The 20,725-nt window shown below is 30.5% G+C and carries 14 protein-coding genes and 1 tRNA gene; 9 read left to right on the forward strand and 6 right to left on the reverse strand.

Going from position 1 to position 20,725, the window contains the following annotated elements:
- Window positions 1-24: 24 nt before the first annotated feature.
- From surE to MPF19_RS15190, 7 genes are all read left to right on the forward strand, one after another.
- Window positions 25-795 (forward strand): 5'/3'-nucleotidase SurE, encoded by a 771-nt coding sequence (gene surE / locus MPF19_RS15160; protein WP_203394748.1) that lies wholly within the window; start codon window positions 25-27, stop codon window positions 793-795.
- Window positions 783-1,070 (forward strand): hypothetical protein, encoded by a 288-nt coding sequence (locus tag MPF19_RS15165; protein ID WP_165733801.1) that lies wholly within the window; start codon window positions 783-785, stop codon window positions 1,068-1,070. The genes surE and MPF19_RS15165 overlap by 13 nt, the downstream gene beginning before the upstream one ends.
- Before the next feature lie 78 nt (window positions 1,071-1,148).
- The gene (gene lpxB, locus MPF19_RS15170; protein WP_249988951.1) at window positions 1,149-2,264 is read left to right on the forward strand and encodes a lipid-A-disaccharide synthase; all 1,116 of its coding nucleotides are present in this window, start codon (window positions 1,149-1,151) and stop codon (window positions 2,262-2,264) included.
- Between the two features lies 1 nt (window position 2,265).
- Window positions 2,266-2,748 carry a C40 family peptidase gene (locus MPF19_RS15175; protein WP_249988952.1) on the forward strand — a complete coding sequence of 161 codons (483 nt, stop codon included), beginning with the start codon at window positions 2,266-2,268 and terminating at the stop codon, window positions 2,746-2,748.
- Window positions 2,749-2,897: 149 nt separating this feature from the next.
- Window positions 2,898-4,802: a ComEC/Rec2 family competence protein gene (locus tag MPF19_RS15180; protein WP_249988954.1), complete on the forward strand. Its 1,905-nt coding sequence runs from the start codon at window positions 2,898-2,900 to the stop codon at window positions 4,800-4,802.
- 224 nt (window positions 4,803-5,026) lie between these two features.
- Window positions 5,027-6,649, forward strand: a complete 1,623-nt coding sequence (gene ade / locus MPF19_RS15185) for an adenine deaminase (protein ID WP_249988955.1) — start codon at window positions 5,027-5,029, stop codon at window positions 6,647-6,649.
- A gap of 417 nt (window positions 6,650-7,066) precedes the next feature.
- The gene (locus MPF19_RS15190; RefSeq protein WP_203394744.1) at window positions 7,067-7,663 is read left to right on the forward strand and encodes a PhnA domain-containing protein; all 597 of its coding nucleotides are present in this window, start codon (window positions 7,067-7,069) and stop codon (window positions 7,661-7,663) included.
- 583 nt (window positions 7,664-8,246) lie between these two features.
- Here MPF19_RS15190 and MPF19_RS15195 read toward each other — a convergent pair.
- The 3 genes from MPF19_RS15195 to MPF19_RS15205 form a co-directional block, all read right to left on the reverse strand.
- Window positions 8,247-9,395, reverse strand: a complete 1,149-nt coding sequence (locus MPF19_RS15195; RefSeq protein ID WP_249988957.1) for an OmpA family protein — start codon at window positions 9,393-9,395, stop codon at window positions 8,247-8,249.
- A gap of 405 nt (window positions 9,396-9,800) precedes the next feature.
- Window positions 9,801-11,450, reverse strand: a complete 1,650-nt coding sequence (locus MPF19_RS15200) for a M1 family metallopeptidase (RefSeq protein WP_249988959.1) — start codon at window positions 11,448-11,450, stop codon at window positions 9,801-9,803.
- Between the two features lie 275 nt (window positions 11,451-11,725).
- Window positions 11,726-13,114: a dipeptidase gene (locus MPF19_RS15205; protein ID WP_249988960.1), complete on the reverse strand. Its 1,389-nt coding sequence runs from the start codon at window positions 13,112-13,114 to the stop codon at window positions 11,726-11,728.
- 105 nt (window positions 13,115-13,219) lie between these two features.
- Here MPF19_RS15205 and MPF19_RS15210 point away from each other — a divergent pair.
- Window positions 13,220-13,301 (forward strand) — tRNA-Leu (locus tag MPF19_RS15210).
- A gap of 144 nt (window positions 13,302-13,445) precedes the next feature.
- On the opposite strand, the gene MPF19_RS15215 is transcribed toward MPF19_RS15210, so the two are convergent.
- Both MPF19_RS15215 and MPF19_RS15220 read right to left on the reverse strand, forming a co-directional pair.
- On the reverse strand, window positions 13,446-13,613 hold the full coding sequence (locus tag MPF19_RS15215; RefSeq protein ID WP_249988962.1) for a hypothetical protein: 168 nt from the start codon (window positions 13,611-13,613) through the stop codon (window positions 13,446-13,448).
- 17 nt (window positions 13,614-13,630) lie between these two features.
- Window positions 13,631-17,659 carry a DUF8693 domain-containing protein gene (locus MPF19_RS15220; RefSeq protein ID WP_249988963.1) on the reverse strand — a complete coding sequence of 1,343 codons (4,029 nt, stop codon included), beginning with the start codon at window positions 17,657-17,659 and terminating at the stop codon, window positions 13,631-13,633.
- 950 nt (window positions 17,660-18,609) lie between these two features.
- Between MPF19_RS15220 and MPF19_RS15225 the strand changes: the two genes are divergently transcribed.
- Window positions 18,610-20,202: a helix-turn-helix transcriptional regulator gene (locus MPF19_RS15225; RefSeq protein ID WP_249988964.1), complete on the forward strand. Its 1,593-nt coding sequence runs from the start codon at window positions 18,610-18,612 to the stop codon at window positions 20,200-20,202.
- A 415-nt stretch (window positions 20,203-20,617) separates the two neighbouring features.
- Here MPF19_RS15225 and MPF19_RS19520 read toward each other — a convergent pair whose 3' ends face one another.
- Window positions 20,618-20,704: a T9SS type A sorting domain-containing protein gene (locus MPF19_RS19520; protein ID WP_502925192.1), complete on the reverse strand. Its 87-nt coding sequence runs from the start codon at window positions 20,702-20,704 to the stop codon at window positions 20,618-20,620.
- Window positions 20,705-20,725: the final 21 nt, after the last annotated feature.

Here is a 20,725-nt window from a genome sequence, read left to right on the forward strand (position 1 = left end):
AATTCAGAAAATCAAACTAAAAAGATGCAAGACAAGCCTTTAATTTTACTTACAAATGATGATGGAATTACAGCTCCTGGTTTAAGAGCTTTAATTGGAATAATGAATAAAATTGGTGAAGTTGTTGTAGTTGCACCTGATAGTCCACAAAGTGGAATGGGACACGCAATTACGGTTGATAATGTTTTAACCTGCAATGCAATTACGGTTGATGAGGGCCCGCAATTAGAATATACTTGTTCTGGTACGCCTGCAGATTGTGTAAAAATGGCGGTGAATGAAATTTTAAATAGAAAACCAGATTTATGTGTTTCTGGTATTAACCATGGTTCTAATGCGTCCATTAGTGTTATTTACTCTGGTACTATGAGTGCTGCAATAGAAGCAGGAATAGAAGGAATACCAGCAATTGGTTTTTCTTTATTAGATTTTAAATGGCATGCAGATTTTAAACCAGCGGAAGAATATATAAAAAATATTACATTAAATGCTTTGTTAAACGGTATACCAGAAGGTATTGTGTTAAACGTAAATATTCCAAAATTAAAAAAGGAAGAAATAAAAGGTGTTAAAATTTGTAGACAAGCAAATGGGTATTGGAAAGAGATTTTTGATAAACGAAAAAATCCAATGGGTAAAGAATATTACTGGCTTTCTGGTGAGTTTGTAAATAAAGATAAAGGCCAAGATACAGATCTTTATGCCTTAGAAAATGGGTATGTTTCTGTTGTGCCTGTTCAGTTTGATATGACGGCACATCACATGATTCAAAAATTAAACGCTTGGGAACTGTAAAAAAACATATTTTAATAGGGGTCTTGGTTTCGTTATTTGCCACTTTTGGAGGTATATTTTTATATTTAGAATATATTTCTAAATTCGGATTTTATGAAACTATCGATTTAATTAAAGAAGGAGAATTATACGGAAAAGTGTTGTCTTTGGCAGCAATTCCTAATTTATTTGTCTTCTTTATTTTTATCAAAAAGAAACAAGATAACAAAGCAAAAGGAGTTTTGTTAGCAACTATTTTAATTGCATTAACTACTTTGGTTTTAAAATTTTTCTAATAGAGATAATGGCTCCTCGAGCGCAGTCGAGAGGTTTTATTAAGGTCTCGACTGCGCTCGACCTGACAATTTAATACTATGAAATATTACATTATTGCTGGTGAAGCTTCGGGCGACTTACATGGTTCTAACCTAATGAAAGCATTGTATAAAGAAGATGCAAATGCAGACATTCGGTTTTGGGGTGGAGATTTAATGCAAAATGTTGGCGGAACATTGGTAAGCCATTATAAAGAGCGCGCTTTTATGGGCTTCTTTGAGGTGATTATGAACCTTTCTAAAGTATTGGGTTTTATAAAATTTTGTAAAAAAGATATTGCTCAATTTAAGCCAGATGTCCTTATTTTGATTGATAATTCGGGCTTTAATTTACGCGTTGCAAAATGGGCAAAAGAGCAAGGTTTTAAAACTAATTATTATATTTCTCCACAAGTGTGGGCAAGTAGAGCAAGCAGGGTAAAAGACATTAAAAGAGATATCGATAAAATGTTTGTAATTCTTCCTTTTGAAAAGGAGTTTTATAAAAAATACGATTATAATGTTGAGTTTGTTGGGCACCCTTTAATTGATGGAATTGCAGGTAGAAAACAAGTAAGTGAAATTGATTTTAGAAAAGAGTACAACCTAACGGATAAACCAATTATAGCACTATTACCGGGTAGTAGAAAGCAAGAAATCACCAAAATGTTGTCGGTGATGTTGTCTTTAATAGATGATTTTTCTAAGTATCAGTTTGTAATTGCAGGTGCACCAAGTCAAGATTTAAGTTTCTATCAAAATATTATAGGTAACAGAAAGGTGGCTTTTATCAGTAATAAAACCTATGATTTGTTAAGTGTTTCTTATGCTGCAATTGTTGGGTCTGGTACAGCAACTTTAGAAACCGCCTTATTTAAAGTGCCGCAAGTGGTTTGTTACAAAGGTGGAAATATTTCTTATCAGATAGCCAAAAGAATCATCACCTTAAAATTTATTTCTTTGGTGAATTTAATCATGGATAGAGAAGTGGTAAAAGAGTTGATTCAGAATGATTTTAATAAGAAGAATTTAAAAATAGAGTTGACAAAGATTTTAGATGATGAATATCGAGAAAAATTGTTTTTAGAGTATTTTGAATTAGAAAAGAAATTGGGAGGAAAAGGAGCTTCAGAAAAAGTAGCTAAAGCTATTGTAAACGATTTTAAAAAGAGTTAGTTTGAAAAAAGTAATGTTTTTAATGGTAGTTTTTTCATTGATAATGAGTTCTTGCTCATCCACTAAAAGTGTTGTAAAAAAAACACCTAAACCAACAACTAAAGTAGATAGAATAGTAGCTAATGCATTAGAATATAAAGGTGTTCGATATAAATTTGGAGGAATTACTAACAGAGGAATGGATTGCTCTGGAATAGTGTATGTTGCTTTTGATAGCGAAAACGTACAATTGCCTAGAATTTCTAGAGATATGGCGAAAAGAGGACATAAAATTGCTCTTAGTAAAGTTAAAAAAGGGGATTTATTATTCTTTAAAACAAAAAAAAATAGACGAGGAGATATCAATCATGTTGGTTTGGTGGTTTCTCATATAAAAGGACAAATTAAGTTTGTGCATGCCACTACTTCTAGAGGAGTAATTGTTTCTGCATTGTCAGAAAAATACTGGAAAAATGCCTTCGTAAAAGCAACAACAATCTTATAATTAGTAGTTAACGTTTTTTTTAGTAACTTTAACATGCTATGAAAAGGTTGTACAATTACATACCCTTGCACTTTGTTGTGCTTGTAATTCTTGGAATTTGTTTCCAATTTTTTACGCATTTTTGGGTTTTCAGTTTTCTAAAAATATTCTTGTTTTTAGGTGTTTTAATCCTGCTTTTTTTTCTGATAAAGCATAAAATACTAAGAACTTGTGTCTCTTTTATATTATTCTTTTTTATTGGAGTTGCTGTTGTTTATATTAATGATGATAGAAATTACGATTCTTTTTACAAACATCATATAGAAGAGAATGCTACGGTAATCTTACAGATTCATAAAATATTAAAACCTGGTAATTATTACCAGAAATATGAAGCTAATCTTATTAATGTTAATAATCACAAAACAAAAGGAACCGTTCTCTTAAATGTTAAAAAAGATAGTTTTTTAAGTTCTTTACATGTTGATGATCAGTTGCTATTGAAACCTGTTTTAAAAGAGTTAATTCCGCCTTTAAATCCGCATCAGTTTAATTACAAATCTTATTTAGCCAAACAAGGTGTTTATCATCAGGTATTTATAACAAAAAATCAATATTTAAAGTTGAATTCTAATACAACAACTTTATTTGGATTATCAGCTAAATTTAGAAATATAATTCAAGAAGCGTTAGAGAAATATCATTTTAAGCCAGACGAATTAGCGGTTATTAATGCATTGTTATTAGGGCAACGACAAGATATCTCTAAAGAATTGATTGTAGACTATCAAAGAGCAGGAGCCATCCATATTTTGGCAGTTTCTGGGCTGCATGTTGGTGTTATTTTATGGATTTTATTTTTTATATTTAAACCTGTAGAAAGAATTAAATACGGAAAGTATATAAAAACAATTGTCATCATTTTTTTACTTTGGCTATTTGCTTTTGTCGCAGGTCTTTCTGCATCTGTGGTTAGAGCTGTAACCATGTTTACTTTTTTAGCCATTGGGTTGTCTTTTCAAAGAAAAAATGTAGTTGAGTTCTCCTTTATTTCTTCCATGCTTTTTTTATTATTGATAAAACCCATGTTTCTGTTCGATGTTGGTTTTCAACTTAGTTATTTGGCTGTTTTTGGTATTCTTTGGGTACAACCAAAGTTGTATGGAATTTATAAACCAAAATTTTTTATTGACAAAAAAATATGGCAATTGTTTACCGTTTCAATAGCTGCGCAAATAGGAATTTTACCTTTAAGTATTTATTATTTTCAACAATTTCCAGGATTATTTTTAGCCTCTAACTTAGTGATAATTCCTTTTTTAGGAGCCGTTTTAATAGGTGGAATTTTAGTCATTATTACGGCGGTTTTAAATATTTTACCACCATTTTTAGCAGCTATTTATGGGTTTGTTATTTCTTGGATGAATCGTTTTGTAAGTTGGATTTCTCATCAAGAAGCATTTTTGTTTAAAGAAATTTCTATTTGGTTTATTGCCATGTTGTTTTGGTATATATTTCTCTTTTTAGGAGTGTATTTCTTTATGAAAAAGTCGTCTAAAAGACTCGTTTACTTTTTAATTTCAATAGTATCTCTACAAACTATTTTTCTATTAGAATTGAATACTAATAAAGTAAAAGAAGAGTTAATTGTATTTCATAAAAGTAGATTTTCAATTATAGGAGAAAGGATAGGCGAGCAGCTTTTTCTACAGCACAATCTAGATAGTATAAGGTTTAAAAATGAAAATAGTATTAAAACGTATAGCGTTTCAGAAGGTATTGATGAGGTTAAAGAAACCAATTTTAAAAATTTTATTCAATTTTCTAACAAAGACATTTTATTGATAGATAGTCTGGGTGTTTACATTGTTTCCGGAATGCGTAAACCAATTGTTGTGTTGCAATATTCTCCAAAAATAAATTTAACAAGATTGATAAAGATTATAAAACCTTCACAAATTATTGCAGATGGTTCTAATTATAAAAGTGATGTAAATCGTTGGGAAAAGACGTGTTTAAATAATAAAATTCCTTTTCATTATACAGGTCAAAAAGGTGCGTTTATTATTCAGTAGGTTTTCTATTAAGTTTTATAAAACTAGAAATTAAAAGTTGCAGTATTGTCTTCTTTTTCTAAGAGATTCTCGTTAAAAAGAAACACATTTATAGATTTATTATTTTTCATGGAATAAAAAAAAGAGTTCTATTTTAGATTCAATGATTAAAATAAGAATGATAAACAAATGATAAAAGGATATGGTAATTTTTCTTTGTAAATTTGCTTTAGAAATAGAAAGCAATGATTGTACAAGGAAACATAGTAGATATACAAAATAAACGAATTTTTAAGGGAGAAGTTGAGGTTGAAAATGGAAAGATTCTAGAAATTAGAGAAGTAAATCACCAACAAGAAAATTATATTTTACCCGGTTTTATAGATGCGCATATTCATATAGAAAGCTCTATGTTAGTACCTTCTGAATTTGCTAAAATTGCTGTAAAACATGGTACAGTTGCAACTGTTTCCGACCCGCATGAAATTGCCAATGTTTTAGGTGTAAAAGGTGTCGATTTTATGATAGAAAACGGAAAGAAAGTTCCGTTTAAATTTAATTTTGGAGCACCAAGTTGTGTGCCTGCAACTTCTTTTGAAAGTGCCGGAGCAATTATCGATTCTGAAGATATTAAATTGATGATGGAAAATCCGGATATTAAATATCTAGCAGAAATGATGAATTATCCCGGAGTTTTATTTGATGACGCTGAGGTTTTAGCTAAGATTCAACACGCAAAAAATAACAACAAACCAGTTGATGGTCACGCGCCAGGTTTAAGAGGCGATGATGCTACCAAATATATTGCAGCCGGTATTTCTACAGATCACGAATGTTTTTCTTTTGATGAAGCTTTAGAGAAACTTCAAAAAGGCATGAAGGTAATTATTAGAGAAGGTTCTGCAGCCAAAAACTTCGAAGCGTTAATAGATTTATTGCCAGAACATTTTGAGAATATGATGTTTTGTTCAGACGATAAACATCCAGACGATTTGTTGTTAGGGCACATTAATCAATTATGTGAAAGAGCTGTTGCTAAAGGAATCGATGTATTTAAGGTATTGCAAGCGGCATGTATAAATCCTATAAAACATTATAATTTAGATGTTGGGTTTTTACAAAAAGGAGACGATGCCGATTTTATTTTAGTAGAAGATTTAAAGAAATTCAAGGTTTTAGAAACGTATATTAATGGAGAATTGGTTGCTGAAAACGGAGTTTCTTTTGTGAAATCTGTTCCTTTTGAAGTATTGAATAACTTTGATACAGATAAAAAGAAAGCTTCCGATTTTAGATTTGAATCTACATCAGAAAAAATTAGAGTCATTGAAGCTTTAGATGGCGAATTAGTAACCAATCAGATTGAAGCAAATGCTTTAATTGTTGATGGAAATTTAGTGTCAAACACAGAAACTGATATTTTAAAAATGACAGTTGTTAATCGTTATCAAAATGATGTACCAGCAATTGCTTTTATTAAAAACTTTGGAATTAAAGAAGGAGCAATAGCAAGTTCTGTTGGGCACGATTCTCATAATATTATAGCGGTTGGAGTTTCGGACGAAGCCATTTGTAAAGCTGTAAACCTTATTATAGAAAATAGAGGGGGAGTTTGTGCGGTAAACGCAACTGAAGAAAAAATAGTTTCTTTACCCGTTGCCGGAATAATGTCGGATAAACCAGCTGAGATTATTGGAAAAGCGTATGCAGAGTTAGATGAAATGGCGAAACAAATGGGTAGCAAATTACGTGCACCTTACATGAGTTTATCTTTTATGGCTTTATTGGTAATTCCTGCATTAAAGTTGTCAGACAAAGGTTTGTTTGATGGAACTTCGTTTCAGTTTACTTCTTTAGAGGTTTTTTAGGGCTTTAAAAGTAACAAAGATTCAAAGTGTCAAAGGGACAAAGTTTTTAAGGCTAATTGTCATTGCGAGTTTACGAAGCAATCTCATTTTATATTTAGCGGTTATGCATCTGTATGAAATGAGATTTCTCAATCACTAAAAAAAGCTCATTTCGAAATAACAAAAAGCTAGCAAACAAGTTTAGCCCTGATTAACTCTGCTTTTATATTTTCTGGAATCGTTGAATGCTCCGCATTTGAACGGTTTGTTTGAGCTCTTTTTTATTTCCTTTTTAGGAATAAAAAAAGCGAGTAGTGAAAGCAGGAAATAGCTTCTAGTTAAAATTTTGTCAAATTCTTAATTTAATGCACACTTCTTTAGGTAATAATTAGCATCTTTCATATAAAAATGTACTTTTGCATAATTAAATAAAAAATTATGAGTTTACAACAAGATTTAGAAAACAGAAGTGGAAATCAATGCGAATTATGTGCATCAAAAGATAATTTATCAATTTATGATGTAAAACCAACCATAACTGGTGGTGGTGGAGTAGATGGAAGCATTCTTGCTTGTGAAACTTGTATTACTCAAATAGATAATCCGGAAGAAACAGATGCAAATCACTGGCGTTGTTTAAATGACTCTATGTGGAGTGAATATAGAGGTGTAAAAGTAGTTGCTTGGAGAATGTTGTCTCGTTTAAGAGCAGAAGGATGGCCGCAAGATTTGTTAGACATGATGTATTTAGAAGATGATGATTTACGTTTTGCAAAAGAATCTGGAGATCATTTAGATGATAGCGAAAAAATTATTCACAGAGATGCAAACGGCGCTATTTTAGAAGCAGGAGACTCTGTAGTTTTAATTAAAGATTTAAAAGTAAAAGGATCTAGTATGGTTGCTAAACAAGGAACTGCGGTGCGTAGAATTTCTTTAGATCATGAAAACGCAAAATATATTGAAGGTAAAGTTGGTCCAACGCAAATTGTAATTATTACAGATTACGTTAAAAAAATGGCAGAAAAAGAGTAGGTTGTCATTTCGAGTGATTTTCTGAAAGAAAATTGTATCGAGAAGTTGGGCGTTCCCTTACAGGTCGCGCTTTCTGCACTCGCTTTTTTTCTAAAAAAGAAAAAAGAGCTCAAACAAATGCTACAATCGCTAACGCGCTAGTTGGCTAATAAATCGCATTAAAGTTTAGTTTAAGGCTGATTAAAAAGCATAAAAAAACCTCGAAATTTCGAGGTTTTTTTATGCTTATATTTTAGGGTTTCTTCTTATTACCACTCTTAAGTTCTTCAAATAAATATCAAAATAATAAATTAAATTCGTTTCTGTTCTATCACTAACAGATGGTTTAATATAAGATAGAACCATAATTATGGCTATGATTAGATTTTCTATTTCATATTCAGAAAAAGTAATTCAAATTGATTCTCAACTATTATAAAATTCATTTGTATAAGAGTTGTTTAGCATCCTAAGTTTTGTTTCTGTATTAATTTGATTAAAAAAATAAAGGAAGTACTAACTTTTGTATATAAAAAAAACAACCATCAACAATTAAATTGTTGATGGTTGTTCTATTATTATAATAAAGAATAACGAACTCTTATTATTTTTGAACTCTAATAGCTACTCTTCTTGCTAATTGTCTAGCACTAGAAGTTGCAGTAGTATCTTCACCTACACCTTTGTAAGATAATTTGTTAGCGCTTACACCTGCATCAATTAAAATATTGTATACAGTTTTAGCTCTTTTTTCAGATAAAAATTTGTTGTACCCTTCTGGTCCAGTTTCATCAGCATAACCAATTAATTCAGCTTTTGCAGAAGAATTGTTCTGTAAATATTGTTTTAAGAAGTTAATTGCACTAGTAGATCCAGTTTGAACGTTAGCTCTGTCAACATCAAAATAAACATTTACATAACCATTGTCAATTAATTGCTTAGCAAAATCGATGTTACCTGTAGTACCAGCTTTTGCATATCTGTTGTCTAATTCAGTAACTAATTTATTTTTATTTAATCGTCTAGTTTTTAATTCAGTAATTTCTTTTTCAGCTCCTTTTAAACGTTTGTCTAAAGTAGCAAAATCTTCTGCTGATACAACTTCTGGTACTTCTGCGTAATACCAGTCTGCATGTTGCTCTTTATTACCTAAAGCAATGTTAACACCTACAGAATAGTTTACAAGTCCTCCACTGATACCTTTTCTAGAAGTAGTAGCTGCACCATCAAAAGTATAGCTTTGGTAAAAATTACTGATACCAGATACATCTAAAAATAAAGAAACTCTATTAGATAATTTATATTGTGGTGTAATACCTGCCATTACATGTACCATTTTATCTGTACCTCTATCTATTGGCTCATTAGCGTATAATCTAGATATACCAGCACCACCGTGTACTAAAACATTAAAACTGTTTGTCCAACTTTTAAAGTTTAAAAGATTACCAGCATTAATAACTCCTTCTAAAGTACCTCTATAGTAGTTAGATTTAAAAGGTGTATTACCGTCTTCTTCACTAATGTTGTTGTAACCAAAATCTAAACGTAAACCAAACTTTTCATTAATCATGTATCTTGCGCCTATGTTCGCTTGCCAGAAATCTGGGTTATGTGTTCCATATCCAGAAGCTCCTGGGAATACAATTGTCTGTACACCAGCTCCAAGATCTATAGACCATTTGTTGAATTCTTGTGCACTTAATTGAAAAATAGAACCTATAAATAAAGCCCCTAAAATAAATTTTTTCATCTTTTAAATTTTTTAAATGTGATTTAAGCCACAAAAATACAATATTTTTTGTATATACAAACAATACTTTCTGTTTAAAAAAACACATTAATCAACTTAAAAATTATTTTTTTTTAGACTTGTTATATATTGTTACAGAATCGTCATAGTTGTTTAATATTTAACGTTTTATTTTAGTTGGTTTTTTCTTTACTATGTCTAATTTTAGAGACTATTTAGCTTGTTAATTACTATAAGTGATGTTAAGGTTTTAAAGACATCCTAAATCTTTACAATAAATGCGCTAATAAATAGGGATTGAAACATTATTCTATTCAGTAAAAGGGAGATTGTTTTCTCCAAAAAAAAGTAACGGATAATAGATTTTATCCAAAAACCTTATATTTTAAAATAGTTAGTTTTAAATTAATCTATTTCTTTATGGTAAACATAAAAATTTACATCTACCTTTAAGATGGAATTTTCATTTGATAATTTTAATGTTTGCCATTTCTCTGTTGGATAAATCCAATGGTTTTTAGTATTTATACCTACTTTTAAAGGCATTTTAAAGTTAGCGACTACGTTTGCCCATCGGTATTTTAATTGCTTATTTTTAATAGAATACTCTAAAGTTGGAATTTTAATATCTCTTAAGTATTGGTTGAAAAAGGCTGTTAAATTAATTCCTGTTTCTGTACTTAAAAAACTTTCAATTTGCGCTGTTGTTACTGTTTGATGATAAAAGGTTTTGTTCATTTTTCTTAGAATAGAACGCCATTTTTCGTCATTATCAACCAATTGTCGTAACGTGTGCAACATGTTTCCACCTTTGTTATACATGTCTCCAGAACCTTCGTTGTTTACATTATATTGCCCAATAATTGTACTTTTGTTACCAATTGTTTTTCTTAAACCAATAACATATTCTGCCGCCGCTTTTTTGCCGTAATAATATTCAACAAAAAGACTTTCTGAGTAATTGGTAAAGCTTTCGTGAATCCACATGTCTGCAATATCTTTATTGGTAATGTTGTTGGCAAACCATTCATGTCCAGATTCGTGAATAATGATAAAATCGAATTTTAAACCCCAACCAGTTCCAGATAAATCTCGTCCTAAATAGCCTTGCATATACTTGTTTCCATACGTTACCGAACTTTGATGTTCCATACCTAAATAAGGTACTTCTACTAATTTATAGCCATCTTCATAAAAAGGATACGGTCCAAACCAATATTCAAACGCTTTCATCATTTTAGGAGCGTCTTTAAATTGTTTTTTGGCTTTTTCTAAGTTGTCTTTTAATACGTAATAATCCATCTTTAAAGGGCCTTTTTCACCTTTATAAATTTCAGAAAAATGAGTGTAATCTCCAATATTTACGTTTACTCCGTAATTATTGATAGGATTATTTACAAACCAATTATAGGTTTTTGTAGTTCCATGATCTTCTACACTTTCTAAGGTACCATTAGAAACATCCATAAGGTTTGAAGGAACTGTTACGCTAATTCTCATGTTTTCTACCTCGTCGTACATGTGGTCTTTACACGGCCACCAAAGACTTGCACCTACACCTTGACAAGAAGTGGCTACAAAATCGTTTCCGTTTGAATCTTTTTTCCAAGAAAAACCACCGTCCCAAGGAGCTTTTAGTGCTTCTTTTGGGTTTCCTTTATAATAAACAACAACGCTTTCTGAGTTGCCTATTTTTTGATCTTTTATAAGCTGCACAAAATGGGCATTACCATCATGTATTACCTTTAATTCTTTATCATCTTGTGTAACTTTGGTTATTTTTAATGGCGCTTGTAAATCTATTTGCATAGAATTATTAGCATTTAAAACGGTGTATTTAATAGTGTTTTTACCTGAAATATATTTTTTACTTGGATTTACTTCTATATCTAAATGATAATAAGTTAAGTCCCACCAAGCTCTCTCTGGGGTTATAGATCCTCTCAAAGTATCTTGTCTGGTAAAACTGTTTTTCTCACTTAATAACCCTTGGGGTTTTACTTTACATGCGCAAATTAAAACAAAAAAGACAAGTATATAAAGGGGGTATTTCATTCGGTTTTATTTAGGTGAAAACTTTTTAAGGTTTTAAATTATGGATAAAAAAACTGTTACTTTTTTCTGATTAAAAATCATAAAATTAATTATTTTGTCAAAAAAAAAATAACAGTCTTATTGTTTAGCAACTAATCAGTGTTATTCTATTATTTACAATAACCGCAGAGAGGCAAAGAAAATGGCAAAGTTCTCAAAGAAATAAATAGTAAATACTTTGCTTTCTTTCCGCAAACCTTTGTGTTTAAATAACCATACTGATTAGTTAGATGGTCTTATTTTGATAATTCTGTAAAGTTTTTATAAAAATACGGAATTGTTTCAATTCCTTTTAAGTAATTGAAAACGCCAAAATGTTCGTTTGGAGAGTGAATTGCATCAGAATCTAAACCAAATCCCATAAGTATTGTTTTACTTTTTAAATATTCTTCAAATAGAGCTACAATAGGTATACTTCCTCCACTTCTTTGTGGAATTGGCGTTTTACCAAACGTAGTTTCATACGCTTTACTAGCTGCCTGGTATGCAATATTATTTGTTGGAGTTACATAACCTTGCCCTCCGTGATGCGGTTTTACAACTACAGTTACAGATTTAGGTGCAATACTTTCAAAATGTATTTTAAATAATTCTGTAATGTTTTTCCAATCTTGGTTTGGCACTAAACGCATAGATATTTTAGCAAAAGCTTTACTTGCAATAACTGTTTTTGCGCCTTCACCCGTGTAACCTCCCCAAATTCCGTTTACATCTAATGTTGGACGAATAGCATTGCGCTCGTTAGTAGAGTAACCTTTTTCTCCGTACACTTCATCAATTTTTAAAGCGTCTTTATATTTCTCTAAAGAAAAAGGTGCTTTTGCCATTTCTGCTCTTTCTTCTGCAGATAATTCTTCTACCTTATCATAAAAACCAGGAATAGTAATATGATTATTTTCATCGTGTAAAGAAGCAATCATTTTTGTTAAAATATTGATAGGATTTGCAACTGCTCCTCCGTATAAACCAGAATGTAAATCTCTATTTGGCCCAGTAACTTCTACTTCTACATAACTTAAACCACGTAAACCTGTTGTTATAGAAGGAATATCGTTGGCAATCATTCCTGTATCAGAAATTAAGATTACGTCATTTGCTAATTTTTCTGTATTTCTTGGTACAAACCAAGCTAAACTTTCCGATCCGACTTCTTCTTCACCTTCAATCATAAATTTTACATTACAAGGCAAGTTCCCAGTAGAGGTCATGTATTCTAATGCTTTTACGTGCATATACATTTGACCTTTATCATCACAAGCACCTCTTGCAAAAATTGCTCCCTCTGGGTGATTTTCTGTTTTTTTGATGACTGGTTCGAATGGAGGAGACGTCCATAATTCAATAGGATCTGCTGGTTGCACATCATAATGACCATAAACTAATACGGTTGGTAAGTTTTTATCGATAATTTTTTCTCCATAAATAATAGGATATCCTGGAGTTTCACACATTTCTACGTTGTCGCATCCTGCTTTTTTTAAACTTTCTAAAACAAAATCTGCTGTTAGTAAAACATCTTTTTTATATGCCGAATCTGCACTAACAGAAGGGATTTTAAGGAGTTCTACGAGTTCATTTAAAAAGCGTTGTTTGTTGTCTTTTATATAAGATTGTATGCTATTCATAAGATATAATTTTATTTCTTCATCAAAAGTAGAAAAATTATTATGAACTGCTTTGCAGTTTGCAAGGATTGTTTATATTTGCAGCCCAATTATATTGGAAAAGTTGCAGGCGTGGTGGAATTGGTAGACACGCTAGACTTAGGATCTAGTGCCGCGAGGTGTGAGAGTTCGAGTCTCTCCGCCTGTACAATAAGGGAAAGCTGACTTTTTAAGTCAGCTTTTTTTTTTGCACATAACACAACTTAATGTGATAATAGCACTTACTTTACAATCAAAAAAAACTCGATACTAATTATTAGTATCGAGTTTTAAGTTTTAATTGAAATTTAAATTAAAATCCTACTCCAGGAGCTTCTGGTGCAGCAGATCCTGCTTGCGCTTTTTGTGGACTTAAGATCATATAAGTACCCAAAGCAGTTAAAGCTGCATACTTACCATATTTTCCTATTTCTTTTAAAGCTTCTTTTCTATCTATTTTTTGATCACTTTTAATATTCATAAGTGTGGTATTAAGTATTAGTCTATAATTATTTTTTTCGAAACTGATTTTCCTTCAGAAGTAACTTTTACAAGGTAAACACCTTTAGAGAACTCATTTAAATCTACAGGGCTAAACTTGTCTGCAGTTTGGTTTTGATTAAAGATATTTTTACCATTAAGATCAAATAAATTAATTTTGATGGCTCCAGCATTCACTCCTTTTATTTGTAAAAAATTATTCTGATTGTAAATCTCTATTTTAGTTACATCATTTTCAGGTACGCTTAAAGCTTGTGCGGAGAAGTGTACATAAAAACGACCAAAACCATTTGTATCACTACTTAATGTTAATGTGTAATTTTTAGTATTGCTTAACTCATAATAGCTTCCTGTTTCTTTATCTTCTAAGAAAATTTTCAATCCTTCGGGTAAATTACTGTTTAATGCAGAAAAAGTAATTTCTTCATTTGTTTTTCCTTTAAGGTTTAAAGGAATTATTTGATTTTCGTAATTGTTACTAGGTATCGATTGAATCGTATAATCTTTATCCGTAGAATTGTCTAACAATTTAGTTGTTAAATCAAATTCTGAAGTATTAAAATTGATAATATCTAAACCAGCATCAAAACCGACGGTTGCGTTTTCTGAAAAATGAATATTTGTATCCACTTTTAAGTTTCCTTTTGCAACAAATATCTTTATAGATGTTGTTGTTTGAGTAGTTTTATTAAACGTATGATTTCCAGTAAGAGATGTTTTAGTTCCTACTTTTGAATTGTTAAAAACTACTTTTTCATCAGTTCCAGAAGTTTTCATCTTTATAAAAAAACCTTGAGCCGGTGCTAATACAATTGCTTCGGCTTCTGCATTATAAGCATCGTATTTACCTTTACCAATGTTCCAAATATAAATTGCAAGAGCTTCAGTGTCTAATTTTGTAAGGTTATCTTGTAAGAAATCTCCGGAGCCTCCATTATTAGCAGGGTAATAAGCTGTATAGGGATTACCTACTGCTATCCATTTATCATGTGCAGCGTCTACATTTAATGCACCCGTATGCAAGGTACCTGTAAAAGTAAGATCTCCATCAGTGGCTCTAGATATAGAGTACCCTTTGCCTTCATTAAATTTTTCAGTTGGTGCTACATTTACATCAAAATAGATCCATTTTTCATTAGTTGTATTTGTATCATTATATTTTGCAATGGCGTATCTATTAGCGTCTGCACCAGTATCTGTATTTTTTCTGATATCATTATCTGTGTTTAAAGCAAAAGATTCTACTGTTTGCCCAACTAAAGGAGGGGTAATAAGACTCCAATTGTTAGCTAATAAACCACCTCTATAATACGTTATGTTACCTGTGCTGCTTCCTTTTACAATTAATACACCACTATCAGCAACGTCAGAATTTATTTGTACAAGACTACTATTTGCGGAATTAGAATCAAAATTATTTTCAATTGTTAAATCAGCATTTTTTGCAATATATAAATTACCAGTATCTGCAATTTCTACAGATTTTGCAACTGCACCTTCAGAATCTAAAGTTACTGATTCCCCAGCTTTTATAAAAACATCATCTTTATCAGTTGGTAAATTTTCGCCTTCCCAACTAGATGTGTCTGACCAATATTTGTTTGCTTCGATGGTATTGTCAAAATATTTTTGATCATCATACACCCACATTCCTCTACCAAAAGTACCTACATAAACGTTTCCGTTATTTGCACTTATTTTTATATCACTTATTCTTACGTTTGGTAAACCGGTTCCTAATTTAGACCAATCAGTTGTAGAGTTATCTGTATAATAAACACCTATCTCTGTCGCTAAATAAATTGTTTCATTCGTTTTATTAGGATCTAAAATTATTTTGAACATAGTTATGTTAGGTAAATTGCCACTTATATTAGTCCAAGTAGTTCCATTATCTATACTCTTATAGACTTTTTTACCGGCTTCATAACTTTTTACTGTTGCATAAACAGTATTGGTGTTAGGTACACCATATATACTATTAATTGCTACTCCAGAAGGGCTTGCAATGGTAGTCCAATTTTGTCCATCATCTACACTTCTTTTAACTGTAGATACTTCTGCTTCTTGTCCGATTGCAAAAATTCTAACAGCAGAACTATTTAGAGAAACATCTAAAAAAGCTGTTTGTAATAAACCAGAATTAAGAGCAGTCCAATCGCTAATACCTGTACCTCCTCTATTTAAAGATTTTTTAACATCTCCATGACCAGCATAAATAGTTGTCGCTATAGTTGGGTGTAATGCAATTGGCGAAATAAACTCTGCATTCGTTTTATCTGCAGGTAAGACCGTTGTTGCATCTGCATAATATGAAGCATATCCATCATCTGTTCTGTATAATTCTCCATGAACTCCTCCTAAATATCTAATAGAAGGATTGTCAATATCTATTGCAGTTCCTGTACCATCACCTGCTACAGCAGCTACCCATTGACTAACTCCATCTTTTTCTACTTTAGAAAACCCATCATTATCTTGGTTTGCCATCATATAATCATCACCATTTAACCCATGAGTTATTGCAATATTATAAGATTGTGTAATAATTAACCCACTAGAAATATCTGGAAAATCTGAATCTGAAGTTGGAGAAAATAACCCCATTCTAAGTCCTGCATCGTTACCGTTTATAATATGAGAATCATCTGTAAAAAATAAAAAGTGATGATCTGCATGTACGTGAATTTGATCTGATGGTAGCTCATCAGCTCCTGTGTATGCATTTAAAACAGGAGAAAAAGTATCTCCATTATCTGTAGATTTCCATCCTTGTACACCACCAACCATTAAGTTGTTAGCATTTGTAGGAGAAACAGCAATACATTGTATATAACCAGCTTGAGATTCAAAAGGTGTTGGAGTGCCATTAATATTAGCTGAAACTGGTGTAGTTTTAATTAAATCAGCTGCAGTATCATCAAAAGCAAAACGATATTTTTTAAATTCTCCATCCTGATTTATTCCATAAAAATGGTCTTCATCTGCAGGTGAAGCAGTAATTCTTAATATTTTTTGAGAAGTTCCCCCCTCATAAACATCATGAAGTTTAAAGTTGTTACCGCCATCTGTAGAGTAATAAATACCTTCTTGTAGATCAGAAACAACCACTTTCATGGCATCATTTGGGTCAAAAACCATTGTTTGGAAATTTTCTGTAAACGAATCATAAGGATAGGTAACGGTGCTGTTTACCCAGGTATCACCGCTATCTGTAGATTTTTTTATCTCAGAATTTGTAAGCGCAAATATGGTTGTAGTGCTTCCTGGTGCAAATGCAATGTCTCTTATAAAATCATTTTGACTTAGAGTAAAAGTAAGACCAGTAGGTAACCATGTTTCTCCAGCATCTGTAGATTTAAATAAACCAATAGAGCTTATATAACTACTGTCTCTATCTCCTGTAGCCATGTAAATAATATTTGTATTATTTGGGTCTATTAGTATATCTGTAACGCCCATGCCTGCTAAATGATCTGTTTTTGGAGACCAAGTAGTACCGGCATCAGTAGTTTTCCATAAACCGCCAGAAGGAGTACCAACATACATTATTTGAGGGTTAACGGGATCTGCTGCATTAGGGTCTACAGCCACAACATCAACTCTACCAGGACCAGGATAATCAAAATTTTCGTTTTTGTGTACTATTGCTTTAGGTCCAATTTGTATCCAAGCTTTTGTGGTAGAAGCAGTTTTTGCATTTTTATTAGAGTTGTTTAAATGTAAGTTTAAATACTCTTCTTTATTCACTTGGTTTTTTGGAAAAGTTCCATTAGCATTTACTCTATCTTTCCAGCTCCAAACCCAACGTTCAAATTGTTTGTTTGCTTTTTTTTCTAATCTAGTTTCGGCAGTTTTAGAAGTTTTTCTTTTTTTTATAAACTGTTTTCTAGTTTTATTTACAATCTCAAAGAAATTACTATTTTCTTTAGAAGCTTCTTGTTTATAATTTATTGTTTGTGCTTTTACTTGAAAGCAGCCAATAAAGAATAAAATAAAATAACCAATGTGTACTATTTTTTTCATGATTTATAATAGATTAATTATATGTAGTACAAATATGTTATTTTTTTAAGTACAGAATATGCAATTGTAGAAGAATAAACTACGCACTAACTACTCACAGGTATATCTTCGCCTTTTGATTAAAATGGAGAAGTATACTTTTTAAAGATATAATTAAGGCTCTTAAAAATGTAAGATACTCTTATAAAAAGCCACCTTTTAAGATGATTTTTTATAGTAAATGGCATAGTGGTTCTATTAATTTTTATAGTATTAGAATACTCATCATTAACTGTGCAATTATTTGTTAACCTATTGTCTCCATACACTTTATGTGTAATTTTATCTAGATTAATACCTCTAGAAATAATATAATTAACAGTAGATTTTACTTTTTTTTGTAGATAATTATTGATTGTACGAAGCATCTGTATGTGATGTTCCTACAATTTGCATTGTTATAGTCAATTCTTACAACCGCTTTAGATTTTGTAGAAGCTTTCATGGATACTGCTAAAATGAGATTGAAACCTTGTAAATGGATTATGTATACTAGAAACCGTTAATAGAGGGTTGTTACCACCTTCTATGCTATAAATCTTTAGCATCTACATCTATAGCTTTAACAGAAAAATGATTTAAAACAATAGGCATACCAACATTTGTAGCATTGGTAACTGTGCCGCCTGTAACAAATCCATTTCTCATTAGTATATAACCTCTGCCTTAAGTAGTACTTGTAGTTGGCTGAAATCGGTCATCAGAACCCTAGGCGGTTTCATCTAACTCACTAACTAAGTGCACTCGTAGAAAAGGAATAGTTGGATTTTTAGAATATTTCATAAAAAGCTCCTATATATCTCTTTATTCCCTTTTTTTGCTTGTTAATTTTATGAATTCTTACCGTTGTTTATCTAAGCTTTACTATTTTTGTTTTCTTATGTTAACTACTTATAAAAGTCTCTCTCAATTTGATTTCGAATAGAATAAAATTCTATATTAAGCTATTTTTTGTTTTTTTTATAGGGTATAGTTATGCCCAAAAATCTGAAAATTTTTATCAAAAATATATAGATTCTGCGGCTAACAGAATAGATAATTACCCTAGAATATCAGAAAAATTTTTAGACTCTATTCCTGAGCCTCTAGAAAAGAGTATTAAAGGAAGTATTGCAAGCTACTATCATTTTAAGGCTGTATTAAGTAGCCACCTAAGTAGACAAGCAGAAGTGTATCATTATAATATTCTTTCTCTAAAATATGCAGAAAAAGAAAAAAATTATGAGTTAGCGGGTGCTGCAAGTATAGAGTTGTTTTATAACCTATATATAGTAAAGAAAGATACAACCGCTCTAAATTATCTTAAAAAAGCAGAAGAGTTTTATACAATTAACAAAGATAAATTTGGCTTAATGGATGTAATGCAGATGAAGGCTTACATTGAACTTTATAATAAAAATTATAAAAAAAGTAATGATTTAATTCTTCCTAAGCTGGAGTATTATAAATCTATTAAGGATGATTCTTTTTATTATTTATATGCATTGTTTATGACAACTTTAAATTTTAATAGTTTAGAGGACGATATAAATCGTGATAAGTATTATAAAGTTTTTAAAACATTGGAAAAGGATACAACTATTTCTCCTTTACTATTTAATATTCATGATGTAACGTTGAAATTAAGTTTAGCTGAAACTTTTTTAAAACGAAAAAAAGTAGATTCTGCTTTATTTTATTTAAAGAAAGCTGATGAAATGCATAGTTTTATGAATAATTATGATAGAGAGAATTATTATAAGTATTATGCTACTTATTATAAGGAATTGAAGGATTTGAAAAATGAGAATGTTTATATTGATTCTCTTAAATATCTTCATGGCTATTTAATCAAAGAAAATATTGATGCTAGTTTTAGTATTAATGAATCATTTTTAAAGAATTCTGAAATATTAAAAGCTGAGACGAAACAAAATAATTTAAAGAGAGATTGGATTATATTTTTAATAGTAATATTAATTATAATTGTTGCTTTTGTATTTACTCGTTATAAAAGTATAAAAAGGGTTCTTCGAAATTTCACTAAACAGTTAGATGATTATTCTTTCCTTCACAATAACCATGAAAAGTTGAAGTTAAAAGTTGTAGGCTTAGAGAATTATATCGTAGAATTAAAAAAAGAAATTAAGAGTATTTCTACCATTACCAATATAGATGATCAAAGAACTAAGATTAAAGAACTTCACAAAGAAATTCATCATAGCTCATCTGTTTTATTAGTAAAAGGTGAGGATCATTTAGATTTAATAAATAACCTTAACGTTGAGTTTTTTAACCAATTATCGGCAAAACATCCTGTATTAAATTCTTCTGAAATAATAATCTGCTATTATTTGTTTATGGGTTTTAAAAGTAAGGAGATAGGTGCATTTATAAATAACTCTGTTAGGTCTGTAGAAAGTAAAAGGTACCGAATAACTAATAAATTAGAGATAAAAGAAAAAGGGTATAAGTTGGTAGATTATTTAAATGAAACCTTTAAAGATACTGCAACTTCCTTCTAATAAAAGTAGCAATACTAATTATACCAAATGAACATTAAAATGACTGATTAAATTTGTATACTAGTAATATTAAGGCATAATACGTTTATCTATTAAATGTAGTCTTATCTATTTTTGTTTTTGGTGAATACTTATTTTTAATTAGTTTTTAAAACTATGCAATAATTGAGCTTTTAGGAAGTTATAAATTGTTACAGTTAATACTTAAAAGTAGATATATTTCTAAAAGAAACTTAACATATTCAAATTAATAAAAATAACTATATAGAAAAGGGGGGTAGCCGGTGGGGATGGTTAGAAATTACAATAAGAGTTAAAATATTTCTTAAAAAAAACTCTTAATAACCTTTTCTATATAGTTTTCTGTGGAAGTAACTACGCGATGATTTTTTAAAATTATCGCGTAGTTTATTTTTTATTTAATTACTACTTTTTTACTTATGGTACCTTTATTGGTATTCATTTTTACAATATAGACACCTGTTATTATTTGTTTTTTAATGTCTAATTGGTATGTAGGTTT

The sequence above is a fragment of the Polaribacter sp. Z014 genome, from assembly GCF_023555435.1.
In the GTDB taxonomy this organism is placed as follows: Bacteria; Bacteroidota; Bacteroidia; order Flavobacteriales; family Flavobacteriaceae; genus Polaribacter.